General features: G+C 43.0%; 17 protein-coding genes and 1 pseudogene. 13 read left to right on the top strand and 5 right to left on the bottom strand.

All coding sequences use genetic code 11. The annotated features are described in order from the left end of the window. Window positions 1–2: 2 nt before the first annotated feature. Genes LD028_RS06445 through LD028_RS06425 form a run of 5 tightly spaced genes read left to right on the top strand, consistent with a single transcriptional unit; the run spans window position 3 to window position 3,822 of the window. Window positions 3–485, top strand: a complete 483-nt coding sequence (locus tag LD028_RS06445) for a competence protein ComK (protein WP_077429888.1) — start codon at window positions 3–5, stop codon at window positions 483–485. Between the two features lie 40 nt (window positions 486–525). Further along, window positions 526–954, top strand: a complete 429-nt coding sequence (locus LD028_RS06440) for a DUF1284 domain-containing protein (RefSeq protein WP_237811322.1) — start codon at window positions 526–528, stop codon at window positions 952–954. Window positions 955–1,003: 49 nt separating this feature from the next. After that, the gene (locus tag LD028_RS06435) at window positions 1,004–2,350 is read left to right on the top strand and encodes an aspartate kinase (RefSeq protein WP_237811321.1); all 1,347 of its coding nucleotides are present in this window, start codon (window positions 1,004–1,006) and stop codon (window positions 2,348–2,350) included. Window positions 2,351–2,410: 60 nt separating this feature from the next. After that, window positions 2,411–3,331 (top strand): processed acidic surface protein, encoded by a 921-nt coding sequence (locus LD028_RS06430; protein ID WP_237811320.1) that lies wholly within the window; start codon window positions 2,411–2,413, stop codon window positions 3,329–3,331. Further along, complete coding sequence (locus LD028_RS06425) at window positions 3,313–3,822, top strand: class D sortase (protein WP_077429884.1); 510 nt, start codon at window positions 3,313–3,315, stop codon at window positions 3,820–3,822. The genes LD028_RS06430 and LD028_RS06425 overlap by 19 nt, the downstream gene beginning before the upstream one ends. Here LD028_RS06425 and LD028_RS06420 read toward each other — a convergent pair whose 3' ends face one another. Beyond that, the gene (locus LD028_RS06420) at window positions 3,823–4,230 is read right to left on the bottom strand and encodes a YwpF-like family protein (protein WP_237811319.1); all 408 of its coding nucleotides are present in this window, start codon (window positions 4,228–4,230) and stop codon (window positions 3,823–3,825) included. Window positions 4,231–4,601: 371 nt separating this feature from the next. On the opposite strand from LD028_RS06420, the gene LD028_RS06415 reads away from it, so the two are divergent. After that, window positions 4,602–4,961 (top strand): CCDC90 family protein, encoded by a 360-nt coding sequence (locus tag LD028_RS06415; RefSeq protein ID WP_004892763.1) that lies wholly within the window; start codon window positions 4,602–4,604, stop codon window positions 4,959–4,961. Window positions 4,962–4,983: 22 nt separating this feature from the next. On the opposite strand, the gene LD028_RS06410 is transcribed toward LD028_RS06415, so the two are convergent. Continuing rightward, window positions 4,984–5,397: a helix-turn-helix domain-containing protein gene (locus LD028_RS06410; protein WP_237811318.1), complete on the bottom strand. Its 414-nt coding sequence runs from the start codon at window positions 5,395–5,397 to the stop codon at window positions 4,984–4,986. Window positions 5,398–5,588: 191 nt separating this feature from the next. On the opposite strand from LD028_RS06410, the gene LD028_RS06405 reads away from it, so the two are divergent. After that, on the top strand, window positions 5,589–6,038 hold the full coding sequence (locus tag LD028_RS06405; RefSeq protein ID WP_006319994.1) for a hypothetical protein: 450 nt from the start codon (window positions 5,589–5,591) through the stop codon (window positions 6,036–6,038). Between the two features lie 409 nt (window positions 6,039–6,447). Here LD028_RS06405 and LD028_RS06400 read toward each other — a convergent pair whose 3' ends face one another. Together LD028_RS06400 and secA2 are read right to left on the bottom strand one after the other, a co-directional pair. Further along, window positions 6,448–7,314 carry an accessory Sec system S-layer assembly protein gene (locus tag LD028_RS06400; protein ID WP_237811317.1) on the bottom strand — a complete coding sequence of 289 codons (867 nt, stop codon included), beginning with the start codon at window positions 7,312–7,314 and terminating at the stop codon, window positions 6,448–6,450. 16 nt (window positions 7,315–7,330) lie between these two features. Then, window positions 7,331–9,664 carry an accessory Sec system translocase SecA2 gene (gene secA2, locus LD028_RS06395; protein ID WP_237811316.1) on the bottom strand — a complete coding sequence of 778 codons (2,334 nt, stop codon included), beginning with the start codon at window positions 9,662–9,664 and terminating at the stop codon, window positions 7,331–7,333. 237 nt (window positions 9,665–9,901) lie between these two features. Here secA2 and LD028_RS06390 point away from each other — a divergent pair, with 237 nt between their 5' ends. Continuing rightward, window positions 9,902–13,333 (top strand): S8 family peptidase, encoded by a 3,432-nt coding sequence (locus LD028_RS06390; RefSeq protein ID WP_237811315.1) that lies wholly within the window; start codon window positions 9,902–9,904, stop codon window positions 13,331–13,333. A 107-nt stretch (window positions 13,334–13,440) separates the two neighbouring features. After that, a complete protein-coding gene (locus LD028_RS06385) occupies window positions 13,441–15,033 on the top strand; it encodes an S-layer homology domain-containing protein (RefSeq protein WP_237811314.1) in 1,593 nt (530 codons plus the stop codon). Window positions 15,034–15,056: 23 nt separating this feature from the next. Here the strand turns inward: LD028_RS06385 and LD028_RS06380 are convergent, their stop codons facing one another. Further along, window positions 15,057–16,022, bottom strand: a complete 966-nt coding sequence (locus tag LD028_RS06380; RefSeq protein WP_237811313.1) for a C40 family peptidase — start codon at window positions 16,020–16,022, stop codon at window positions 15,057–15,059. A 377-nt stretch (window positions 16,023–16,399) separates the two neighbouring features. On the opposite strand from LD028_RS06380, the gene LD028_RS06375 reads away from it, so the two are divergent. From LD028_RS06375 to LD028_RS06360, 4 genes and pseudogenes are all read left to right on the top strand, one after another. After that, entirely contained in the window at window positions 16,400–19,273 is a 2,874-nt protein-coding gene (locus LD028_RS06375) for an S-layer homology domain-containing protein (RefSeq protein ID WP_237811312.1), read from the top strand. Window positions 19,274–19,520: 247 nt separating this feature from the next. Beyond that, window positions 19,521–19,925 (top strand): annotated as a pseudogene (locus tag LD028_RS06370) (JAB domain-containing protein); the annotation flags it as partial. Window positions 19,926–20,202: 277 nt separating this feature from the next. Further along, window positions 20,203–20,775 (top strand): transposase, encoded by a 573-nt coding sequence (locus LD028_RS06365; RefSeq protein WP_237811311.1) that lies wholly within the window; start codon window positions 20,203–20,205, stop codon window positions 20,773–20,775. 1 nt (window position 20,776) lies between these two features. Then, window positions 20,777–22,297 carry a YifB family Mg chelatase-like AAA ATPase gene (locus LD028_RS06360; RefSeq protein ID WP_237811310.1) on the top strand — a complete coding sequence of 507 codons (1,521 nt, stop codon included), beginning with the start codon at window positions 20,777–20,779 and terminating at the stop codon, window positions 22,295–22,297. Window positions 22,298–22,417: the final 120 nt, after the last annotated feature.

Here is a 22,417-nt window from a genome sequence, read left to right as displayed (position 1 = left end):
GGATGGAACGGATGGAAGAGTACATGATTATGGAGGAGACCGCTGCACTTGTGCCGCAATATGATTCATACGGCCGGCTTGGGACGATCGTTTACGAATTGTACAACACGTACAAAGTAGAGCAATCGCCGAAAGAGATTATACAACAAAGCTGCCGTTACTACGGAAGTACATATGAAGGAAAAGTTCACGCGGCAAAACATATTCTCGGCATTCGGCAAATGGTTCCGATCTCCGTTTGTGAAGCGCTTCGGCTCTACTTCTTTCCAACATGTTCTCCTGACAGCGATCGATGCATATGGATTGCACCATCCCACATCAAGATGATACAACCGTATGAAAAAAAGAAAACGAAAGTCATTTTAAAAAATAAACAAGAACTCATTGTCGACATTCAAAAAGGAACGTTTGAAGGAAAAATGTATAAAACAGCGATGCTTATGGTTACTTTACAACAAAGAATGATGCATAACTATGAAAAGTAGTGTATAATATTTCGAGAATAAAAAAGAAAAGAGGACCATTATGCGAACGTTGCGAGGACATCATTTATTATGCGTACACGGCTTTCAAGGCATGGGATATAGTGAATCGTTCGTCGAAAAGATGACCGAAATCGTTGCGTTTATGCGCGATGACCGTACGGATGGCCCGATTCGCGTCATCGCCGCCCTTGATGAAGCGTGTTATGCGTGTCCCCACCATGGAGTAGACCGTTGCGAAGCAGATGAACAATCGAACGATCATGTGCTGACGATGGATCGGCGTGTACTAAACCATTTACAGCTCGAAGAAAACGAAGTGTATATGAAATCTGAGCTCATTGAACGAACGAAGCAAGCGGTTGAACCAGATGATCTAGATGTGCTTTGTGCTGGTTGTTCGTGGCTGACGTACGGGGTTTGTAAAGAAGGAATGCGAAAATTGAAAAATTTTTCTGACAAAAGAGATTGAAGATATGCTATGATAAGGAAATAAAAATAGAAAGAAAGGGTTATGGCATATGAAAGTAGCAAAATTCGGGGGAAGTTCTGTTGCCAATGCACAGCAATTTCAAAAAGTAGCCAACATCATTATAGCGGATGACGCGCGCAAATTTGTCGTCGTCTCTGCGCCGGGCAAGCGATGCAAAGATGATACGAAGATGACAGATTTATTAATTACGCTTGCAAAAAAAGTAATCGAACATGACATATACGAAGGGGTGCTTGCGCAAGTTGTCGCACGTTATGATGAAATCGTCACCGATTTACATTTATCACGTGACATTTTAGACGTCATTTCGGCAAGCTTGCAACAAATGATTGATACGTACGACGATCAGCCCGAGCGTTTACTTGATGCGTTAAAAGCGAGCGGAGAAGATAACAATGCGAAGCTGATGGCACACTATCTTCGTCAACTCGGTTATGAAGCGCACTATGTCAATCCGAAAGACGCCGGCATTTTCGTCACAGATGAGCCGGGCAATGCACAAATTTTACCTGAGTCATACGAACAACTGGCAACATTAAAAGAAAGAAGCGGCATTTTAGTCATTCCGGGCTTTTTCGGCTATTCGCGTTCAGGGCATATCGTCACATTCCCACGCGGCGGTTCGGATATTACTGGTTCGATCGTTGCGGCAGGAGTTGGCGCTGAACTATACGAAAACTTTACCGATGTCGATTCCATTTATTGCGTTAATCCGTCGATCGTGGAACATCCGTGCCAGCTGAGAGAATTAACATATCGTGAAATGCGTGAATTATCGTATGCTGGTTTCTCGGTGTTTCACGATGAAGCGCTTGAACCTGTGTATCGTCGTGGCATTCCGGTATGCGTGAAAAATACGAACAACCCGGAAGCGCCGGGGACGATGATCGTTGCAACGAGAGATCATCGCGAGCGCCCTGTTGCAGGCATCGCAAGCGATACAGGCTTTTGCAGCATTAACGTCAGCAAATATTTAATGAACCGAGAAATCGGATTTGGGCGTCGTCTACTACAAATTTTAGAAGACGAGGGCATTTCATACGAACATACGCCATCAGGCATCGATAACATGTCTGTCATTTTACGGGAAGAACAATTAGCTGGCGATGTCGAGCGCCGTGTATTAGACCGGATTGTAAAAGAATTGCGTGTCGATGAAGTGTCAATTGAACGTGATTTAGCGCTTATTATGGTCGTTGGGGAAGGAATGGAGCGCAGCGTCGGTATTGCGGCGAAGGCGACAGCTGCATTTGCCCGCGCCAACGTCAACATTGAAATGATTAACCAAGGTTCCTCAGAAGTAAGCATGATGTTTGGCGTCAAAGCAGATGCGGTTGAAAAAGCGGTGCGCGCCTTATACGAAGTATATTTCTAGTCGTATAAAAATGGAATAATCGAACAAAATAACCATAGCACACATAAGGGAGGAAAACATATGCGCGTGCTATGGTTATTTGTTTTTTTAGTTGCGACACCTGTGCAAGCAGCTATTTCTGAAGAAGCGTTGCGACAATACGTGCAAAATATTGGCTGGACGATGGACGATTTAACGCGTTATTTAGCGAAATGGAATATGACGGTCGATGATTTTTCTTCATTGGAGGCGTTAAAGGAGCAATTAGGCACACCCATCACACCTGATCGGCTTGATGCCCTATTACAGCGTTATGGAATGACGCAAGAAGAAGCGGAAGCGCTTCTCGGACAATTTGGTGAACAACTGCAACAATATACGTTTATTGAAGATTTATCGTATGCGCTATCGTTTTATCGCGACCGTTACGATGCGATGCAAGCGATGACCGATATTTTAGCGATGATTGGACTAACGGAAAACGAAATTCGTGGATTGATTGAACGTACTCCGCCGACTGCGAAGCAAACGCTTGAACGCCTTGACGAACAAATACAAACGCTTGTGCTGCGTGACTCATCCGAACCGCTAACGAAAAAAGAGCGGGAAGCCATGCTCACCTTTTGGAACGAATGGCTGTCGCTGTATCGTCTGCAAGCGAAAGTGTTTGAAGTAAACGAACATGGGCGAAAACCGATTTCGTTTGAACAAATAGAAGCAGCTACAGCCCCTGTCGTTATGGAATGGTATGATGAAAGGGGAAATTTCGTAGCCGATTTATATATTCCGTCTGAACGGATGAATTCGAGCGTGTTGATTGATGCGAGCGAACAACTTGCACACATTGGGAAGATGGCACTTGATTTAGAAAGTGGTTTGCTTGTTGCACGCATGCCGAAAACCGCTTCTTCGTATGGGCTGAACATATTGATCGGTGTCGCTCTACTTTTTGTAAGCTTCGTGTTATGGAAGAAGGGAAAACGATGCGAGCCGTTGCGATAGCATGTTTTCTTTTTAGCGCATCGTTCATTTGGGCAAATGTGTTCGGTTGGTATAAAGCGTATGAAGCGGTAAAACGGAGCGACCAACCTACTGTACAACAGGGTGATGTGATCGGCACACTTTTTATGCCGAAACTAAACATATCCATGCCGATTTATGAAGGACTACAACAGTTAAATAAAGGGGTGGCGCACGATGAACGAAGTGCGCTTCCGGGGAAAGGTAATCATACGATTTTAGCAGGACATCGCGATACAGTATTTCGCCAGCTTGGCGACATTCAACGAGGAGACGAGCTAGTCATTCGCACGAACGATCAAACATGGACGTACGTCGTGCAACATATTCGCATCGTCAAGCCAGATGATAAAACGGTGCTCGTCCCAAAAGCGCATCCGACGCTTACGTTAATTACATGTTATCCGTTTCGCTGGATCGGGGATGCGCCGAATCGATACGTTGTCATTGCAAAACAAAAAGGGGCTGGATAATCAGCCTCTTTTCGTATGCATGTGTTCTTTAAATTGTTGCAGGAGCGTTTCGCCGTGTAGTCCGCGCTGAACTAAATCTTCAAGCACAACTTCAGCTAAATTCGACCGTTTGACGAGCGTCGCATCCATTAGTATACTCATTCGTTCACTCATTATCGTTACCGAGCGAACGGTCGCACGTACATGGGCAGGATCGTTCGTTTTGCGTGAAATGGTCACAAGCGCATCAAACGTTGCTCCGCTTTCTTTTAACGATGTAAATAGCTCGCGGTATGTTTGCTCGACGTACGCTTCGATCAGCCACTGTTTGTTTTCATCTTCTTTATTGATTATTAACCCATCAATAAGTGGAATATCTTGCTTTTGTTCATGCAATAGTGTGAGGGCAACGAGCTTAAATGTTTTCACCGCATCCACCTCGCAACAGTAGTTGTCTTTATTATATCATATGAACAATATGTAACAAAAAAAGAAAAGAAAAAGCGAAAATTGAATTTTCGGCCACTTTTTTTGCGAGAAACGGCTGAAAAACGGCGAAAAAATAAAAAAATCAGCTTGAAAATTAAAAAATCAAAATTTTACATCATTTTTGTATTTTTGTATCATATAGACCGAGGAGGTGATAAAAAGCAATTCCTCTCAACTTCCTTCCAAAATGTGTCCTCTTACTGCTCCCTCACAGTTTGGCTAGCATCCTCTCCGCTAGCCTCTTTTTTTCAATTGACCAGCTATGGTCGGAGTGATATGCTAGGGGTAAAAATGAAAGGGGTGAATGAAACGTGGAAAGCCAAGTGTTACAAGCAGTGAAAGAATTGCTTTATGAAGTACGTGAAATGCGTGGGGAAATAGAAAACTTGAAACAAGAGATGCAAAGCTTCAAACAAGAGATGCGCGCAGAGATGGAAAGCTTTAAGCAAGAGATGCGTGCAGAGATGGAAAGCTTTAAGCAAGAGATGCGTGCAGAAATGGAAAGCTTCAAACAAGAAATACGTGAAGAAGTAAAAGAACTGCATGTGCGCATCGGAAAGTTAGAAACAAAAGTGGACAAGCTGCATGACAAATTTGAACTGCACGCACAAAAGCAATGGCAAACGGAAGCAGATGTATATCGTTTAAAAAAATTAATCGGCATTGAATAAAGGGCAGAAAACGCCCCTTTTTTTATTTCAATGCTTCAATCATTTCATCGATCATCTTTATGACGATCTCTTCCAAACGTTTTCGTTTATGCATCGGTAATGACTGCAACGCATATAGTCGTTTCGCAAGCCTCGGCTGTTCATTCAAGTAGCGAATAACGGATAACTGCTCATCGCTCATGTCATTTGTCCCGTACGCCAATCGTACTTCTTGCAATAGTTGTTCATCTGTCGGGTGTTTACCGAGCAAAAAATCAGTGCTGACGCGAAATAAATCACTCATGTCGATAATCGACTGCAAATCAGGAAGCACTTCACCGTTTTCCCATTTACTCACTTTCGAACGAGACACGTTTAATCGCTGTGCCAATTGTTCTTGCGTCCAATCGTGTGCGTTGCGCAAACGCCTAATTTGTTCTCCGATATGTTGTAACATCATCTTCCACCAAATTCCCTTTTTCTTTTTACGATAGAAGAAGAAAGGGGGACTTTTTGTTCTTTTTAAGAACAAACAAATAAAATGTTCGTTTTCAGAACAAAAATAAACAGTCTTTTTGTCGAAAAAAGTTGAATGAATATTCGAAAAATGTAAAAATATACATTGGAAAAACTTGAGGGGGATGATGAATGATGAATATTTATTTTTCCAATTTCATTGTTCATGAAGCGAAAAAAAGAGGAAAAACGTGCGAGGTGCTTATTAAAGAAAAGCCGAATCCTCCATTTTATGAATCTCGCACAATCGAACCCATTCACTTTTCTGACTCACTTCAGTTTATTTCACCAGTGAACAAGCTGCCTCTTGAACCGATGCGCTACCGCATGATTACGTGCACAACAAAAGACGATTTATTTTTATTTTTTAAAACGGTAGACGATCAATTAATGATTGTCATTACGTTTTTCTTTGGTAAAGGACAAGCGCAAATATGTGTGAAACGTTGGAATGACCTCGAGAAGCGTTACATCCCCGCACCGATGAACGACCTCACAGCTGCTGAAGAACGAGCCATCCTATGTACATTTCGCTCAGTTTCCATTCGTTCTGGGCAGAGAATTCAATATTGTTTATTTTGAACGTGTGGAAAAACGACATAAGGGAAGTTTGTCAACGAAAAATTTATACCAAAAAAACTAAAAATATGTTTGTTAAACATAAAAAATCATGCTAAAATATAACTGTAGTACTATTTCCTTCTGTTTACAATAGAGAGCGGTTGGTGGCCAGAGGCAAAGAAAAAGGGCTGATGTGAATCATCAGCCCTTTTTCTTTATGAAGGGATAGGAAAGTATAAAATTTTGGATGCAGGGAGATGTCTAGCTCCAAGTGCTATCGGCTCGAGTCGCTCCGTCCCACACTGCGGCGGCGACACATTGAGATACTTCAGTGATGTTACCCACGCAGAACCAAGCGACCGCTTGGTTCGAGCTCTCCTCGGTGGGACTCGTGCGCTCTTCGCCGATAGGCAAGCACTTTGCGCTTTTCTTATTGTGGAATATAGGCACGCCATGTAGAAAAATCAAATTCATCTTTTTGTAAAAGTGATTTTGGAAAGATAAACGTCCACGGTTTGCTTGTATTTGCTTTCACTTCCAAATTCAACGTGAATGCTCCGCGTGCGACAACATCCCCCGATGCATCTTCGACAACTAATGGCATTTGTTCAAACGTAATGTTTTTACCACTGCCGTTACGAATGAGTAGTGTTACGACTAAATTCCCTTCGTTGTTTATGAGTGCTTGCAATCCCATGACGTTTACCTCTCCTTGCTTTGGTGGGGTAAGGGAGCGCACGAGCTGTTCAAGCTTTTGTTTATCTTCTTCTTTTAAATGTTGTTGCCAACTTTCTTCTAAGTCAAGCTGGTGTGGCTTTTTTAATTCAAACGCCAATTTCCATCCTGTTTCTGGAATGTCTTCTGTATATAAGTCGTTCGTGGTGAATACAAATCGCCACGGACGGCTGCTTTTTGGCGGAATGTCGCCAAGTTCATTCATAGGGAATATTTTCCTTCCGATGACTTTTCCATCTGGTCCGATGAACAGTAGTGGCATATGGTCAAAACGAATCGACTGATCTAAGCTGTTTCGGACAAACGCTGTAACAACGTAACGATCCCCATCCTTTTTCCATTCTATCCCCGATAGTGATACTTGATTTTTTTTCAACGGTGGTAATTCGTTATTGACGTATTGAAAATAATATTTTTGTTCGGTTGTTAGTGACATCAGTGGATGAATCGATAATGTCGTATGCACGTCTTCATCTTGTTGTTCACTTGCGCCGTCAAATAATTGCTCTGCTTGAACGGTGCTATCTTCCCCTTGTTTTTTCTTTTTGAAAAATGGAAACATTGTTCCATCTCCTTCCTTATTGTGATATGAGCTGGGCAAGTTGTTGGGAAGCATCCTTTTCTAATCGGTGGTACATGAGTGTAAAGAGCTCCAACCCTTCTTTTGCATATTGGCGCATCGGATCTTCTTGTCCGTAATAGCGCAACCCAATCCCTTCTTTTAACAGCTCCATCGCTTCTAAATGTTTTGTCCAATGGAAGTCGATGAGCGAAAGTAAAGCGCGCTTTAAGGCCCATTGCTGTTCTTCCGTATACGTAAATGCGTGAACGCGTGATTCCCACGATGCGATGGCTTGTTGTACGATTGCTTCCACTTCTTTTTGCTCGACGACACCAGCTACATCAATGTGTTCGTTTGTTACCGTTTGAACAGTCGCTACTAAACGTGTGATGTCCCATTCTTCTGGAATGACATCTTCTGGACATGTATAAGCCACTTCTCGTTCAAGAAACGATGGCACCATATGAACAACAATTGGAATGACATCGTCAGCTTCAAGCACGCGATTGCGGAGCGTATAAATGGTACGACGTTGTTCGTTTAGTACGTCATCGAGCTTTAAGTTATATTCTCGGATTGAGAAGTTGCTTCCTTCACAAATGCGCTGGACGCGGTTGACAAACTCATGGATGTCTTTGTTTAATACTTCTCCTTCATCGTTCACTTGTAGTGATTTTTTTATTTTTTCTAATTCGTCTTTGGCGAAGCGACGAAACATATCGTCTTCAAGCGAAATGAAAAATTGCGAACGTCCCGGATCTCCTTGACGACCAGCACGTCCTTTTAATTGGTTGTCGATGCGGCGGCTTTCATGACGTTCTGTACCGAGGACATACAATCCGCCAAGCTCTGCCACGCCTTCTCCAAGCATAATGTCTGTTCCGCGCCCAGCCATATTTGTCGCAATTGTAATTTGCCCCTTTTGACCGGCACGCGAAATCAACTCGACTTCTTGCTCAACGCTTTTCGCATTCAGCAATTGGAATGGCAGCCCTTCTTCCGCTAAATATTTCGCCACTTTTTCCGATTGTAAAATGGACGTTGTCCCAATGAGCATTGGCTGTCCCGTCGCGTGTACGCGCTTCGCTTCTTTGGCGACTGCTTTATATTTTGCCTCGATGGTCGCAAAGACGCGGTCAGGCAAGTCTTGACGGATAACAGGGCGGTTTGTCGGAATTTGAACGACATCCATGCCGTACAACGTTTGAAACTCTTTTTCTTCCGTTTTTGCTGTACCTGTCATGCCGGATAAAATCGGATAAAGACGGAAATAGTTTTGAATCGTAATTGATGCTTGAATTTTGTTCTCTTCGGTTAGTTCGAGACCTTCTTTTGCCTCGATCGCTTGATGAAGCCCGTTGCTTAAGCTGCGTCCTTCCATCGGGCGGCCGGTAAACATATCAATAAGCAATACTTTTCCGTCTTTGACGATATAATCAACATCGCGCGTAAACATGACGTATGCGCGCAACGCTTGAATGACGTAATGATATAACACTTGATGTTCAAGGTCATATAAGTTGTCGATTCCGAATCCTTTTTCAATTTTTTCAATGCCTCGTTCTGTTAAGTTGACCGTTTTCGTTTCTTCATCATATTCGTAATCTTCATCACGAACGAAATGTTTCACGATGCGTGCGCATAAGTAGCTTAGTTCCGAGCTTACGCCTGTTTTACCCGCGATAATGAGAGGGGTTTTCGCCTCGTCAATGAGTACGCTATCGACTTCATCAATAATTGCATAATGGAACGGGCGTTGCACACGATCGGCGACGCTGTATGCCATATGATCGCGCAAATAGTCGAAGCCGAATTCATTGCCGACGCCATACGTAATATCGGCATTGTATGCCGCTTTTTTTTCCTCAATGGACATGTGTGGCAAGTTCAGACCGACGGATAAGCCTAAAAACTCATGAATTTGTCCAATTAACTCGCGATCGCGCCGAGCTAAGTAGTCGTTGACTGTAATGACGTGTACCCCTTTTCCTTCAAGGGCACGCAAATAACTTGGGGCGGAAGCGACGAGCGTTTTTCCTTCCCCGGTCGCCATCTCGGCAATATTTCCTTCCGCTAGTACTAATCCGCCAATCAATTGAACGTCAAAATGACGCATGCCAAGCACGCGTTTGGATGCCTCACGAACGGTTGCAAACGCTTCGGTCTGTATATCAAATACCGTTTCGCCTTGCGTGAGCCGTTGTTTAAATTCATTTGTTTTGGCACGCAATTCGTCATCTGTCAACGTTTCAAATGTCGGTTCAAGTTCATTTATGCGCGCAGCAATTTTATGGTATTTTTTTAATTTTCTTTCATCGCTGTTTACGAGTTTTTTTATGTAAGACAACATGGGGAACCTTCTCCTTCGCTGTAAATCAAATCGTTTCAACGTACAGTATACCATTGTTCCCAAAATGTTTCACGACCCGGAAAATATTTCTTTACTTTTTGTTTATTGGGTGATATTGTAAGATTGTTAGAAAAATTTATCAAAATATGAAACTTTTTTGTCTTTTTTTCGTTATAGTGTGTGTATTTGCTTGTTCGGGCGAATACATATATGACATTCTTTTTAAGGAGGCTTTTTATGAAAAAGTGGAAGAAGACCGCATTATCTGTTAGTTTAGCTTCGTCACTTATCGTACCAACGGTCGCCCAAGCGTCGACGGAAGCACCGATTGCACAATGGAAAAAACAAACGACGACAGCATCGGCTTCACTTGCGTACAAAAAGTTTGAAGATGCACAAAACCAAGTGAGCACCGATACGCTCATCGTGAAGTACAATGAAAAAATTCCAACGGCGGTACATCGTAGTTTAGGAGCAACGTTGAAACAGTCATTCCCGCAATTAGGATATGATGTCGTCACCGTACAAAAAGGAAAAGACATGCAGCAAGTGATGAAAAATTACGCAAAATTAAAAGCCGTCAAAAGCGTGACCCCAAGTTTTACATACAAACGGCTCGGTTCTGTTGATCCGAAAGTAGATCATATGTATTTACTATCGCTGTTAAATGTGGACAAAGCGATCAAGCTAGCGGGAAAACATAGCGTGACTGTCGCGGTCATTGATACAGGTATGGATACGAAACATCCAGAGTTAAAAGGACGCCTCCTTCCTGCTTACAATGCGATTAACCCAGCAGGTGCGCCAATCAAAGACGTGCATGGGACACATGTTGCAGGCATTATCGGTGCAAATGCCAATAACGGCATTGGTGCACACGGTATCAACCCAAATGTAAAAATTTTACCGATTGACGTATTCGGTGGCGGCTGGGGGGCAAGCGACTATACGATCGCCCAAGGTATTTTATATGCGATTGAAAAAGGGGCAAAAGTCATCAACATGAGCCTGGGCGGCTACTTTAGCTCGCCGATTTTAGAAGAAGCGGTTCAAAAAGCGATTGATGCCGGCATTACCGTCGTTGCCGCAGCAGGAAACGAAGCAACCGATATGTATTCCATTCCAGCTTCATACGAAGGTGTCATTAGTGTTGGGGCAACCGACAGCAAAAATAAACTTGCTGAGTTTTCAAACTATGGCCCGTCCGTTGACCTTGTTGCACCGGGGGCGGACGTATATAGCCCGATTTACGACTATGCGAAAGGCTCGTCTTTTGCAGAGCTAAGTGGAACGTCGATGGCATCACCTGTCGTTGCAGGCGTAGCATCGCTTCTTTTATCGAAATATCCGAATTTAAAACCATATCAAGTGGAATGGATTTTAGAGCGCACCGCAACCGATTTAGGGGAAAAAGGATATGACTTAACGTACGGCAACGGCCTAGTCAACCCAGTTGCAGCGCTACAATATAACATAAAAAACGTACCTCAACAAGAAAAATGGAACGATGAAACGATTTTAGCAAAAGCGCCAGTCATTGATGCGAAAGAACCGTATGTGAAACAAGGTTCGTTCACAAAGCCAGAGGAAATGCATTGGATGAAAGTAAACGTCCAACAAGGTGAAAGTGTGCAAGCACTATTAGAAGGAGCGGAGACGTACGACTACAAGCTCGTATTCCGTTTCTATCCTGAAGGAAAAACAACGTCTGAAAAGCCGATTCAAGTGAATGACGGCCGCGCAGGTGAAACGGAAGCGAAACTATTTACAGCAAAACAACCAGGTGTGCTTGCGATCGGCGTCACAGATGCGAACGGCAACTACAATTTACAAGGAAAATCAACGTATACGTTAGCTGTACAGTCGTTTACAGAACTTGCGGACGATGGCTTGACGAAAGAAAACCCAGCAACGATTGAACAATTACCGTTTTCTTTAGAAAACTTAACGTTCGTTCCAGAAAACAATGAAAGCGACCGCGACTATTTCCGTTTTACTGTCGCAGAGCCGACGACGGTGAAATTTCAGCTATCTGCTGTGCCGGGCATCGATTCGTCATTAAACGTTTATTTCGCTGAAGAACTGTATCGCCCAGTCGACCCAGACGCAAAATATAAAGAAATTCCGTTCCCGATCGCGTCAGGAAACAATAACGGCGTCAGCAAAGGGGAGACGGTGACGTTTGAAGCGCAACCGGGCATTGAATATGTGCTCGAAGCGTCAAGCGAACCGATGGGAGGATTTTATCCAATGGTGCTTGATATGGCAATGTCAAGCAACAAAGTAAAAGAAGCAACCGCTTCAGCGATCCCGTATCAAATAAGCGCTGAAGCGATTACGCTCCCGCAAGATGAAGACAACTTCCCACCGCGTGAACCGGTGCCATCAGAAGACGGCGTTGTTGAACAAGCGAAAGCGACCGGACAAACGCGCAAGCCAAACGATATTATCATCATTGGCGATGACGGAAGCTGGAGCTACTTTGAAAAAGAACAAGTTGCACAAATTAAAGAAAATGCACGCCTTTACAACATCGGCGATCGCGCTGAGGCGTTTATTCAATTTAGCTACGACCAAGATTTTTACAAATTAACGGTACCGAAAACAGCGATATATCAATTTTCATTCGCAACACCTGACGATATGATGCCGTCAGCGATGTTGTTTGAATACGATGAGAAAAAAGACGATCTTGTGCCAGTCAACTCGTTCTACCCATTCGATTGGATGACAGGGAAAAAACAATCTGATTGGACGTTAATTCTCGAAGAAGGAAAAACGTATTACATGTCAGTACAAAACGACTACTATCAGCCAGTTGCCGATCCGTATGTCATCACATCGAAAAAATTGCTCGACGCACCGACAGATAAAAACGAAAAAAATAACGAACCGCTTCAAGCAACCGTTACGAACGTTAACGATGTGAAAACAGGAAACTTTGTCCTTCCAAACGACAGCGATTATTATTACTACAAACATCGGAAAGCGACCGAACTGTTGACGTTTTATGCAAAACCAAGTAAACAAAACGCATCGCTTCCGAAAGCATTGCGCGGCACATTAATCCCAATCGTATCTGTTGTTGAAGATACGAACGGAAATATGACGATTGACGAGGACGAATACAATAAAGCTGTCACGTTTTATCCAAACGGTTGGAGCCCGTTATACGACGTAAACGGTTCGTTCCAAGCGAAGAAAAATGTCGGATATTTCTTTATCGTCAACTCGTTTATGTGGGATGGACTGTCGCTTCAGTCGTACAATTTTGGCATTCAGTCGCTCACTCAAAAAGATGAAGATGCATCATCTGTCATGAAAAACAACGTGCCATCCAAACCGCTTTCGCTAAATAAAAAAGGAAATACGTACGAAGCGAAAGGGTATATGAACGTTGTTGATTACGGCGACAAAGACGCATACAAATTGGTCGTTGCAAAAGACGGCACATTTACATTCAAACTCGACGTACCAGGCACGATGGACGGGGTCATGTCGATTTTTGATGCGAAAGGACGGGTCGTTCAAACGTACGACCATTACGGTGATGGCGACGCTGAAATCGGCACGCTTTCGTTGAAAAAAGGAACGTACTATGTCGTCGTCGAAGAATCGCTTGCTCGGCCAAACGCCAACCCATACACGCTCTCAATTATAAAAAAATAGATGACATAAAGGCTGTCTGTAATTAGGCAGCCTTTATCATTTTCCAGCTACGTGATGTACGAAATCGTGTTAAGATAAATGTAGATTGATAGAATGAGGTGGTCGATATGCGTCGTATGCCGTTCGTCTTGTTTATGTTCGTTTTTTTGTTCTTTTTTCAAACGCCAGCGCATGCCGATGTCGTTGATTTAACGAATAAAGCGAAAGCGCAAGCGTATGAAGATTACTATCCGCTCATTGCCCGTCATAAAGGAACGAGTGGCGTCACATTTGAAAGCTATAGCGTCTATTGGAATGCAACGAAACTTGCTCAGCTTGAACAAGAGCTGCTAAAAAATAAACATGGGACGGAGCTTTCGTTACTCGGAAGCGTAAAAATTTTCCCTGACTATCCCGCAGGCGAAAACGTGCTCGGACAATATTTTGCGCAATATCAAGTCAGTCCGAAACTTGCGCTGCTTCCGAATCGCTACATTCATTTATATGGTGGGAATGAATGGACGACCGTTGAACAAATGGCAACGACGCTCGCACATGAGTATGGGCATCATTTTACGTATTATTATTTGTTGAATAAAGAACAGCGACGCCCGAACGAATGGCTTCAGTCGCAATATGCTGCCGCGCGTGAATTGTTTCGTTATCCGTCCGTACACACGGACGGGAGTGGGGAATACGAGTGGTATATGCCTGAAATATTGGCGGAAGATTACGTGCAACTGTTCGGTTCATCCAATGCGTTAAAAGGACATATGCAAATGAACGTCCATCTTCCAACACCATTTGAGCTTCCAGCTTTACAAACGTATTGGAAAAATCAACTCGGTGCTCCGTACGAACCGAGCCTGCCACTTTCGTTGCTGCTAACAAACTATACGGTGAAAAATAACGTATATGCGCTCAAGCTTTACACATATGCTGATGCGACCGTCTACGTGAATGCGCAAGATGGGGAAGGACGCTACGCTTCTGTTTATATCGGAAGCGTGCCAAAAGGAGTCAACGAGACGGTATACGATGGGACGAAACTAAGTAGCCAAGTATCATGGTTGTTTCGATCAACGCTTGTTGATACAGCGTTATTTCGCGTTGTACAACCGACAACAAAAGGATTTAATCGTGGCTCAGCGACGTTACGTGTAACGTATGGAACGATCGATACGCTTCTTTCTATCCCGCCACTTTTTCCAGACGTCGTCGGGGAGGAATTGCAAGAAGCTGCCCAGCTCCTCTATGAACGAGGTATTGTAGCAGGATACCCAGATGGAACGTATCGTCCAAACGAACGATTACTCCGTCGCCATGCAGCACTTATGCTTATTCGTGAACTGAAATTAACGCTTCCTGAAGGATATGTCGTGAAAGCAAAAGATGTCAAACCGACCGATCCGTGGTATAAAGAGATGGCGATTGCTGAATCGTATGGATTGCTGACGGGATATAACGGAAAACTATATCCGAATGACTATATTACTCGCGCCCAAATGGCAGCGATTTTAACGAGGGTATATGCCGATGTGTACGAACAGCCGGCGACGAATCAATCGTTTGTCGATGTTCCTTTTTCTCATTGGGCGTATGGAGCGATCAATACGTTGTTTTATAATCAAATTACGATCAACAATCCGTATCGCCCGAACGACGTGGTGACACGTGGACAGTTTGCCCTCTTTTTAAAACGGACGCTCGATAAAAAATAGCGAGGAAGGCTTGTCCTTCCTCGCTATTTTGCGTTGATCGCGCGATAGAAAAACACCGCGAATTGCGCGCGCGTCACCGTTTCTTTTGGACGAAACGTTCCGTCTTCATAGCCGTTTGCAACGCCAGCTGCAACAAGCTTTTCAATCGCATCATACGCCGCATCTGTTTCTTTCACATCCGCAAACGGCACATCTGCCCCGCGCTTAAAATTCCAGGCTTGCGCAAACCACATCGCTAACTGCTCGCGCGTGATCGGTTCGTCCGGTTGGAACTGTTTACTGTTTTTGTCGATTATACTTTCTTTCACAAGAGCATTAATCGCCCCAACAGCCCAATGATCGCTTGGGACGTCCGTAAACGTTTCTTTTCGATCGTTCATATTCAATTTGAAATACGCGGCGAGAAGCCCTGCAGCTTCAGCACGCGTCATCACTTCATTCGGTTTGAAATAGCTTTTCGCATACCCGAGCACAATTTCTTTTTTTCCTAACGCTTCAATTTCTTTATTTGCCCAAAAGTCATTTCCGATATCTTCGAATTGACCAGCTGCCTGCTCATAAGCGAGCACGCGTCTTGCGCCTATGTATCGCTTTTTATAGTACGAATCATCTAATGAAGAAACAGCAATTCCTTTCGATGAACTCGCATGAATAAACTCGTTGTCTCCGATGTAAATGCCTGCATGCGATGGACCTTTTTTATACGTCTCAAAAAAGACGAGATCACCGACACGTAAGTCTTCTTTTTTTACCGCACTTCCTTGCTTATATTGCTCCGCTGTCGTGCGCGCTAACGTGACGCCAACGCCGCTCATCACATGACGCGTAAACCCGGAACAGTCAAATCCTTTTTCTGAACTTCCCCCGAACTGATACGGCACACCGACGTATTTTTTCGCCAATGGAACGAGCCGATCGTAGCTATCGCTTGCGTAAGCGAAGGAAGGGAAAAGAAAAAACAAAAGCAATGCTGAAACAAACCGCCTCACCCGTCACACCTCGCTCCGTCATTATTTTTATATTTTCGACATTTTTACACAATTCCAAGTGTATCATAAATAGGAGAATCGTAACTTTACAGTTATGTAACAAAAGTTTTTGTCAAAAAGTTACGTAGGAAGGTATTGAAAAAAGTCGAACATTCGGTAAAATGGTGAATAGGTGGAAGGCTACACAATGAAAAGTTTTGTTATTCCAATGAAGAAAAAGCATTCAAAAAATGGTTGACTTTTATCATGGAAAAAAATATAATTTAGTCTGTAGTCGTTCACTCGCTAAGTTTAAGAGTTTTATAGAGAAAACATACATATCTCTTAAATTTAGCTAAACTTAAATAGAAAGAGAAACAAAAGGAGGAAATATGTCGATGGCTTACCAACCAAAGTCTTATCGCAAATTTTTAGCTGGTACAGTCTCTGCGGCAGTTGTTGCTTCAGCGATCGCACCAGTAGCAAGCGCCGCGTCTTTCACAGACGTAGCAGGAAGCGTGCATGCAGATGACATCGCTACATTAGTAGCAAAAGGTTACATTAAAGGATACGCAGACGGTACATTTAAACCAGACCAATCTTTAACACGCGGTGAAGCGGCAATCATCTTCTCACGCATCTTGAAAGATATGGGTGTGACAGAGAAAGGTGCTGGCTTCCCAGACGTTCCAGCAGAAAAAGCTGAATTAGCAGAAGCAGTTGCGATCGTGCAAGCTGCAGGCATTATGACTGGTGATGAGAAGGGTAACTTCAACCCGAACGCAAACATCACACGCGAACAAATGGCAAAAGTACTTGTTGAAGCATTTGACTTAATGAAACCAGCAGATTTCGTTTCTAACGTAACTGACTTAGACAAAGCAGCATCTTGGGCGCGTGAATACATCCAAGTATTAGATGCGACAGATGTGACATTAAACACAGAATTCATGCCAAAACAAAACGTAACACGCGGTCAATTCGCTTCATTCGTTGTTCGTGCGATGAATGTTGGCGTCACAGCAGCGAACATCACAGGTGTTGCTTTCGTTGACCTTAACACATTAGAAGTAACATTCAACGGCGAATTGAAAGAAGTGAAAAAAGAAGACTTCGCAATCGAAGGCGTTGAAATCGAGTCTGTATCGATCAAAGCTGCAGCAGCTGCTGAAGCAAAAACAACAGTTGTTGTGATCAAAACAAAAACAGCGTTAGAAGAAGGTAAAGCTTACAACGTATCTTACAAAGGTCAAACAACAGACAAAGCGAAAGTTGATGTACCTGTTGTAACGCCTAAGGTTGAAAGTGTAAGTGCGATTAACGCTGCACAATTACAAGTTAAATTCAATAAAGCTGTTGATAAATCAACAGTTGTTGAATCCGATGGTACTTTAGTAGCTGGGGTTGTATCTGTTACAAAAGTTGACGGAACTGGAAGCGTAACAATTGATGGTACTTCTTTAGCTAGTTTGAGTGAAGATGGTAAAACATTAACAATTACAGTAGCTTCAGGTGCACTAAATTCAATGAAATATGTTGTGAATGTTCCGGCAAACACTGTTAAAGCTACTGATGGCAAGTATGTTGAAAAATATACTTCAGAAGTATTAACAGCTTCTGATTCTACTGCACCAACAGTAACAAAAACAGAAACTTTAAATGCATCTACTGTTCGTGTTTATTTCTCAGAACCATTATCAAGTGCGGGTAACTGGACATTTAAATTAGCGGATGGTTCTACTGCAATAGTTACAACTACTCCAAACCTTGCAAAAGGTTATGTAGATTTAGCTATTGATTCTAGTGTTGCTGCTGGTAAAGAAATTACAGCAACTATCATTGGTGCAACAGACTACGCTAATAACTTAATTAATCCTAACCCAGTTACAGTGAAATTTACAAAAGGTCAATTAGACGGAGTTAAACCAACTGTGACATCTGTAACTGCACTTGGATTAAATAAATTTGAAGTTAAGTTTAGCGAAGAAGTACAAGGATTTGATGGTAGCGATATCTCTATTGATGGTGGTGCCCTAAATGACATCTCTGCGGGTGCTCCAGGAACTCTAGAAGCAGGAGAAGCTAAAGTAACGCAAGATGCTACTGACAAAACTAAGTATACTGTTGAATTAGGAACAGCTTTATCTGCTGGAATCCATACAGTTGGCATTGTTGCAAACGCTGTGAGTGACTTATCTGGAGAACAAAATGTTGCATTCTCAAAAGTAGTAGAATTTAAAGCAGATACAACAGCTCCAAAATTAGTATCTTCTGAAGTTAAAAAAGAAAACGGTGCTGAATACTTATACTTAACATTTGATGAATCTGTTACTCCAGGCGTAGTGAGTTCATTAACTGCAAAACAAGTGAAAGACTATGTAACGACACCAGGTACTATCGATTTAAGCGGTCTTACAGCAGTTAGCGGAACAGATAACAAGCAATATAAAGTTGCTTTAAATGCTGTACAATTCACACCATCTGGTGGTTCAGCAGCTTCACTTTCAACAGGAGCAACTTACACTGTTACGTTAGCTAACTTCACTGATGCAAGTGGCAATGCTTTAGCGGATACAACAGTTACATTTAACCGTGCTTCTGACACAGATACTAATAAACCTGCAATCGATACAACATACGATAATGGTGAATCTAGTCCTCATGTAGCTAGCAATGGTATTAAAGTTGTAGATAACGACACAATTCAAGTAAAATTTGACAGAGCACTAGATGGAGCAACTGCTACGAATAAATTTAACTACCAAGTAAACGGTTTAACAGTTGAATCAGCAACTTTACTACCTAACAATATTGTTGAACTTAAGTTAGCTGCAGATACTAATGCTCTTAGTGGATTACGTAATGTAACAATTAGCGGTGTTAAGAGCAAAGATGGCGTATTAATGGATACGTTTACTGCGAGCGAATATTTTGTAGAAAACGTGAAACCTTACGTTACATCAGCAACTTTAATTACTCCAAATCAAATTAAAGTTGTATTTAGTGAAGCTGTACAAGTATCTACTGTAACTGCAGAAGATTTAGATGTATATGTAGGTTCAACTCAAGAAGCTGAAACAGCTCCATTTGCTGTTACACAAGCAAACTCAGGTTCTACTGATAAAGAATTCATCATTACTTTAACTGATGATTTAACACCTGCTGAATATGCTCAAACAATTACTGTTAAAGTAGTAAACGGAACAACAGATATTATTGTTGATGCTAACAATAACAAAGTTAAAACTGGCGTTGTTACAGTTTCAAAATAATTAAAAAAGTGTCTATGAACAACTGTGAAAAAGCTCTGCGGAGAGAAATCTCTGCGGGGCTTTTCTTTTTTGTGATGTAGTTTACCAATCCACTTCCAGTCCCGTAATCTCTTTCTAAGAAACCGTATCAAAAAACTTTTTAAGCATTTAATATAATTATGAACATCAGATGCAAATTCTATACACTATGACCAGCCTCAATTCCTTTCGGGGAATTGGGGCTATTTTTGTTTTAGGAGGGAAAAGGATGAGCAAGTATCAAACCAACAACCACCAACAGCTAGAGTTGCTAGAAAGAGAGGTGTCTGCCAAACAGCCAGCGAAACGCGTCAACATTGTCAGCCTGAAGCTCGTTCGTGAATCTAGCGTGCTGTACAAAGAGCGACGCATCAAGTCCCCAGAAGACGCGTACAGGCTGCTGAAGCCGTTTCTCGTGGAAGCCGACCGCGAGAAGTTTGTCGTCGTCTGCTTGGACACGAAAAACCAGCCGACTGCCATCAACGTTTGTCATGTTGGAAGTCTGAACGCTAGTATCGTGCATCCGAGGGAGGTGATGAAGGCTGCCATTCTCTCCAACTCGGCTTCTATCATCGTTGCGCACAATCATCCCAGCGGTCATTGCGAGCCGTCGAGGGAGGACATCGAGGTAACGGGTAGCGTGCCTGTCACGTCCCGAAGATTGTCGAAGATTGATAGAGACAGAGAGTCACATGGCTCTCTGTTTCTTTTTTTCCGGGGTAGCGTGCCTGTCACGCCCCGAAGTTTGTCGAAGATTAATAGAAACAGAGAGTCGTTGAGTGGCTCTCTGTTTTTTGTTGCGAACGTGGTTACGTGCCAGTCACCTGTCGAGAGAAATTTTTCTTTTGATGCAGGATTTTCGCTGTTTTTGTCGAAGGGATATGCAAGAAAGTTCATGTGAGGTGAAAAGTGTGGGTCGGGCAAGGCGGATATGGGTGCCGCATTTGTTTTACCACGTTGTGTGCCGTGGAAATCGGCGTGATCCGTTGTTTAAAGAAGCAAATGATTTCCGCGCGTTTTTGTATATCCTCGAACAGCTTCATGAAAACATTCCGTTTGAACTCGCTTCGTATTGCCTTATGACGAATCATTTTCATCTTCAACTTCGCTCACAACAACAATCCATTTCCAAAGTCATGGCACTGGTTAACAAACGATACGCCAACTATTACAATACACGTTACGGGTTAACTGGTCATGTGTTTGAAAAGCGTTACTTCAGTAAACCCATTGACGATGACGCAGGGATGTTAGAAGTCAGTCGCTATATCCACCTCAACCCTGTCGAGGCGCGTATGGTGCATCTCCCCGAACATTATCGCTGGAGTAGTTTCCACTTTTATCACCAATCTACCTCATTGCCTTCGTTTATGAACATTGATGTACTCCTTCGTTACTTTTCTGGAACAATGAATGAAAAAAAGAAAGCATATGTGCAGTTTGTGAAAGAAGATGTTGTACCGAACTGTGTCAAGGAGGAATAACATGAAAGTTTGTAGCATCGGTTTGCGTGGGATGGAAGGATACCGCGTACAAGTGGAAGTGAAAGAACTGCCGGGAATGCCTTCAGTTGTGATTGTCGGATTGCCCGATACATCGGTAAAAGAAGCAAAGGAGCGTGTCATTGCGGCGTTGCATGCTTTTGGGTGCGATGTCATGAATCAAAAACTTGTCATCCATCTGTCGCCGCCCGAGCGAAAAAAACAAAGCCCGATGTTTGATCTAGCAATGGCGATTGGTATTTTAAAAGTAAAAGGAAAACTCGAGCAACCAATTCTGTCACATATCGCATTTTTAGGCTCATTGTCATTAGACGGAACGATTCAGTCAGTAGATGGCATGTTACCAGCTATTTTAGCTGCCAAAAAACTCGGCTTTCAACAAGTATATGCCCCATATGACCCGACATTTCCCTTTCAATACCTGCAGCATATCGATTGTGTTTTTGTTCAAACATTAGATCAAGTGATGCAATGTTTACAAGGTCAACCAGTGCTATTTTCGATGAATCATCTGCCTTCAGCTATCGATCCACCTCAAAAAACTCATCGTGATTTTGAACATATCATCGGACATGACTACGCCAAGTATGCACTTGAAGTTGCCGCTGCAGGAGAACATAATGTGTTAATGATCGGGCCACCAGGGTGTGGGAAAAGCCTGTTAGCTGAAACGTTTCCAACGATTTTACCACGCCTTTCCGATGAAGCGCAGTTGGAAGTGCTTAGTTTATACCAACTCGCAGGGGAAACAAAAAATGATTCCTCTCCACCGTTTCGTCATCCACATCATTCAGCATCTTCTGTAGCATTGATTGGAGGAGGGACGCAGCCGAAACCAGGGGAAGTTTCGCTTGCCCATCGTGGGGTATTATTTCTTGATGAAATGGCAGAGTTTACGAAAAAGACGCTCGACATGCTTCGCCAGCCATTAGAAACAGGCAACGTCACGATTAGCCGCGTGACGTCGACAGTGACGTATCCAGCACATTTTATTTTGATCGGAGCGATGAACCCATGCCCGTGTGGCTATTTTGGTTCGAAAAAACGCTATTGCATATGTAGCCCAAAACAGATCCGAGCATATCGCCAACGTATCTCCGGACCGATTTACGACCGCATCGATATATTGTTATCGTTAGAAGCAGTGGATTTGACTCAAAAATCAAAGCAAGTAGACTGTTCGGAAACGATTCGTCGCCGTGTGGAAGCTGCGCGTTTCCGGCAATTCGAACGATATGGGGAAGAAATAACAAACGGCCGTGTGCCGATGGACGTGCTGCTTGCGAAAAGCCCATTGACGAAAGGACAGCAGCAACTGCTTCAACATTGGGCGGCTATGAATGACTGGAGCAACCGCGTGCAAACAAAAATCGTTCGCCTTGCTCGCACCATTGCCGATTTAGCAGAAGCGGAAAACATCACCGATGAAGCATTATGGAAGGCGATGGCGTTTCGGAGAATAAAAGAAGGACGTCAAGAAAGGAATATGAAGGAAGGATGTTGAGTGGAGATAGGGAGAGTGGTTGGGTAGCGTGCCAGTCACGCCCTAAAGTATGTTAGGAATGTAAAGAATGAATGTATGAACAAATGGAATATAGGTAATAAATGTGTTGTTTTTTGTGTA

The sequence above is a fragment of the Anoxybacillus sp. LAT27 genome (assembly GCF_022030075.1).
GTDB lineage: Bacteria > Bacillota > Bacilli > Bacillales > Anoxybacillaceae > Anoxybacillus > Anoxybacillus kestanbolensis.
The sequence above is the reverse complement of the archived record's forward strand: the minus strand, read 5'-3'. Positions and strand labels throughout refer to the sequence as shown.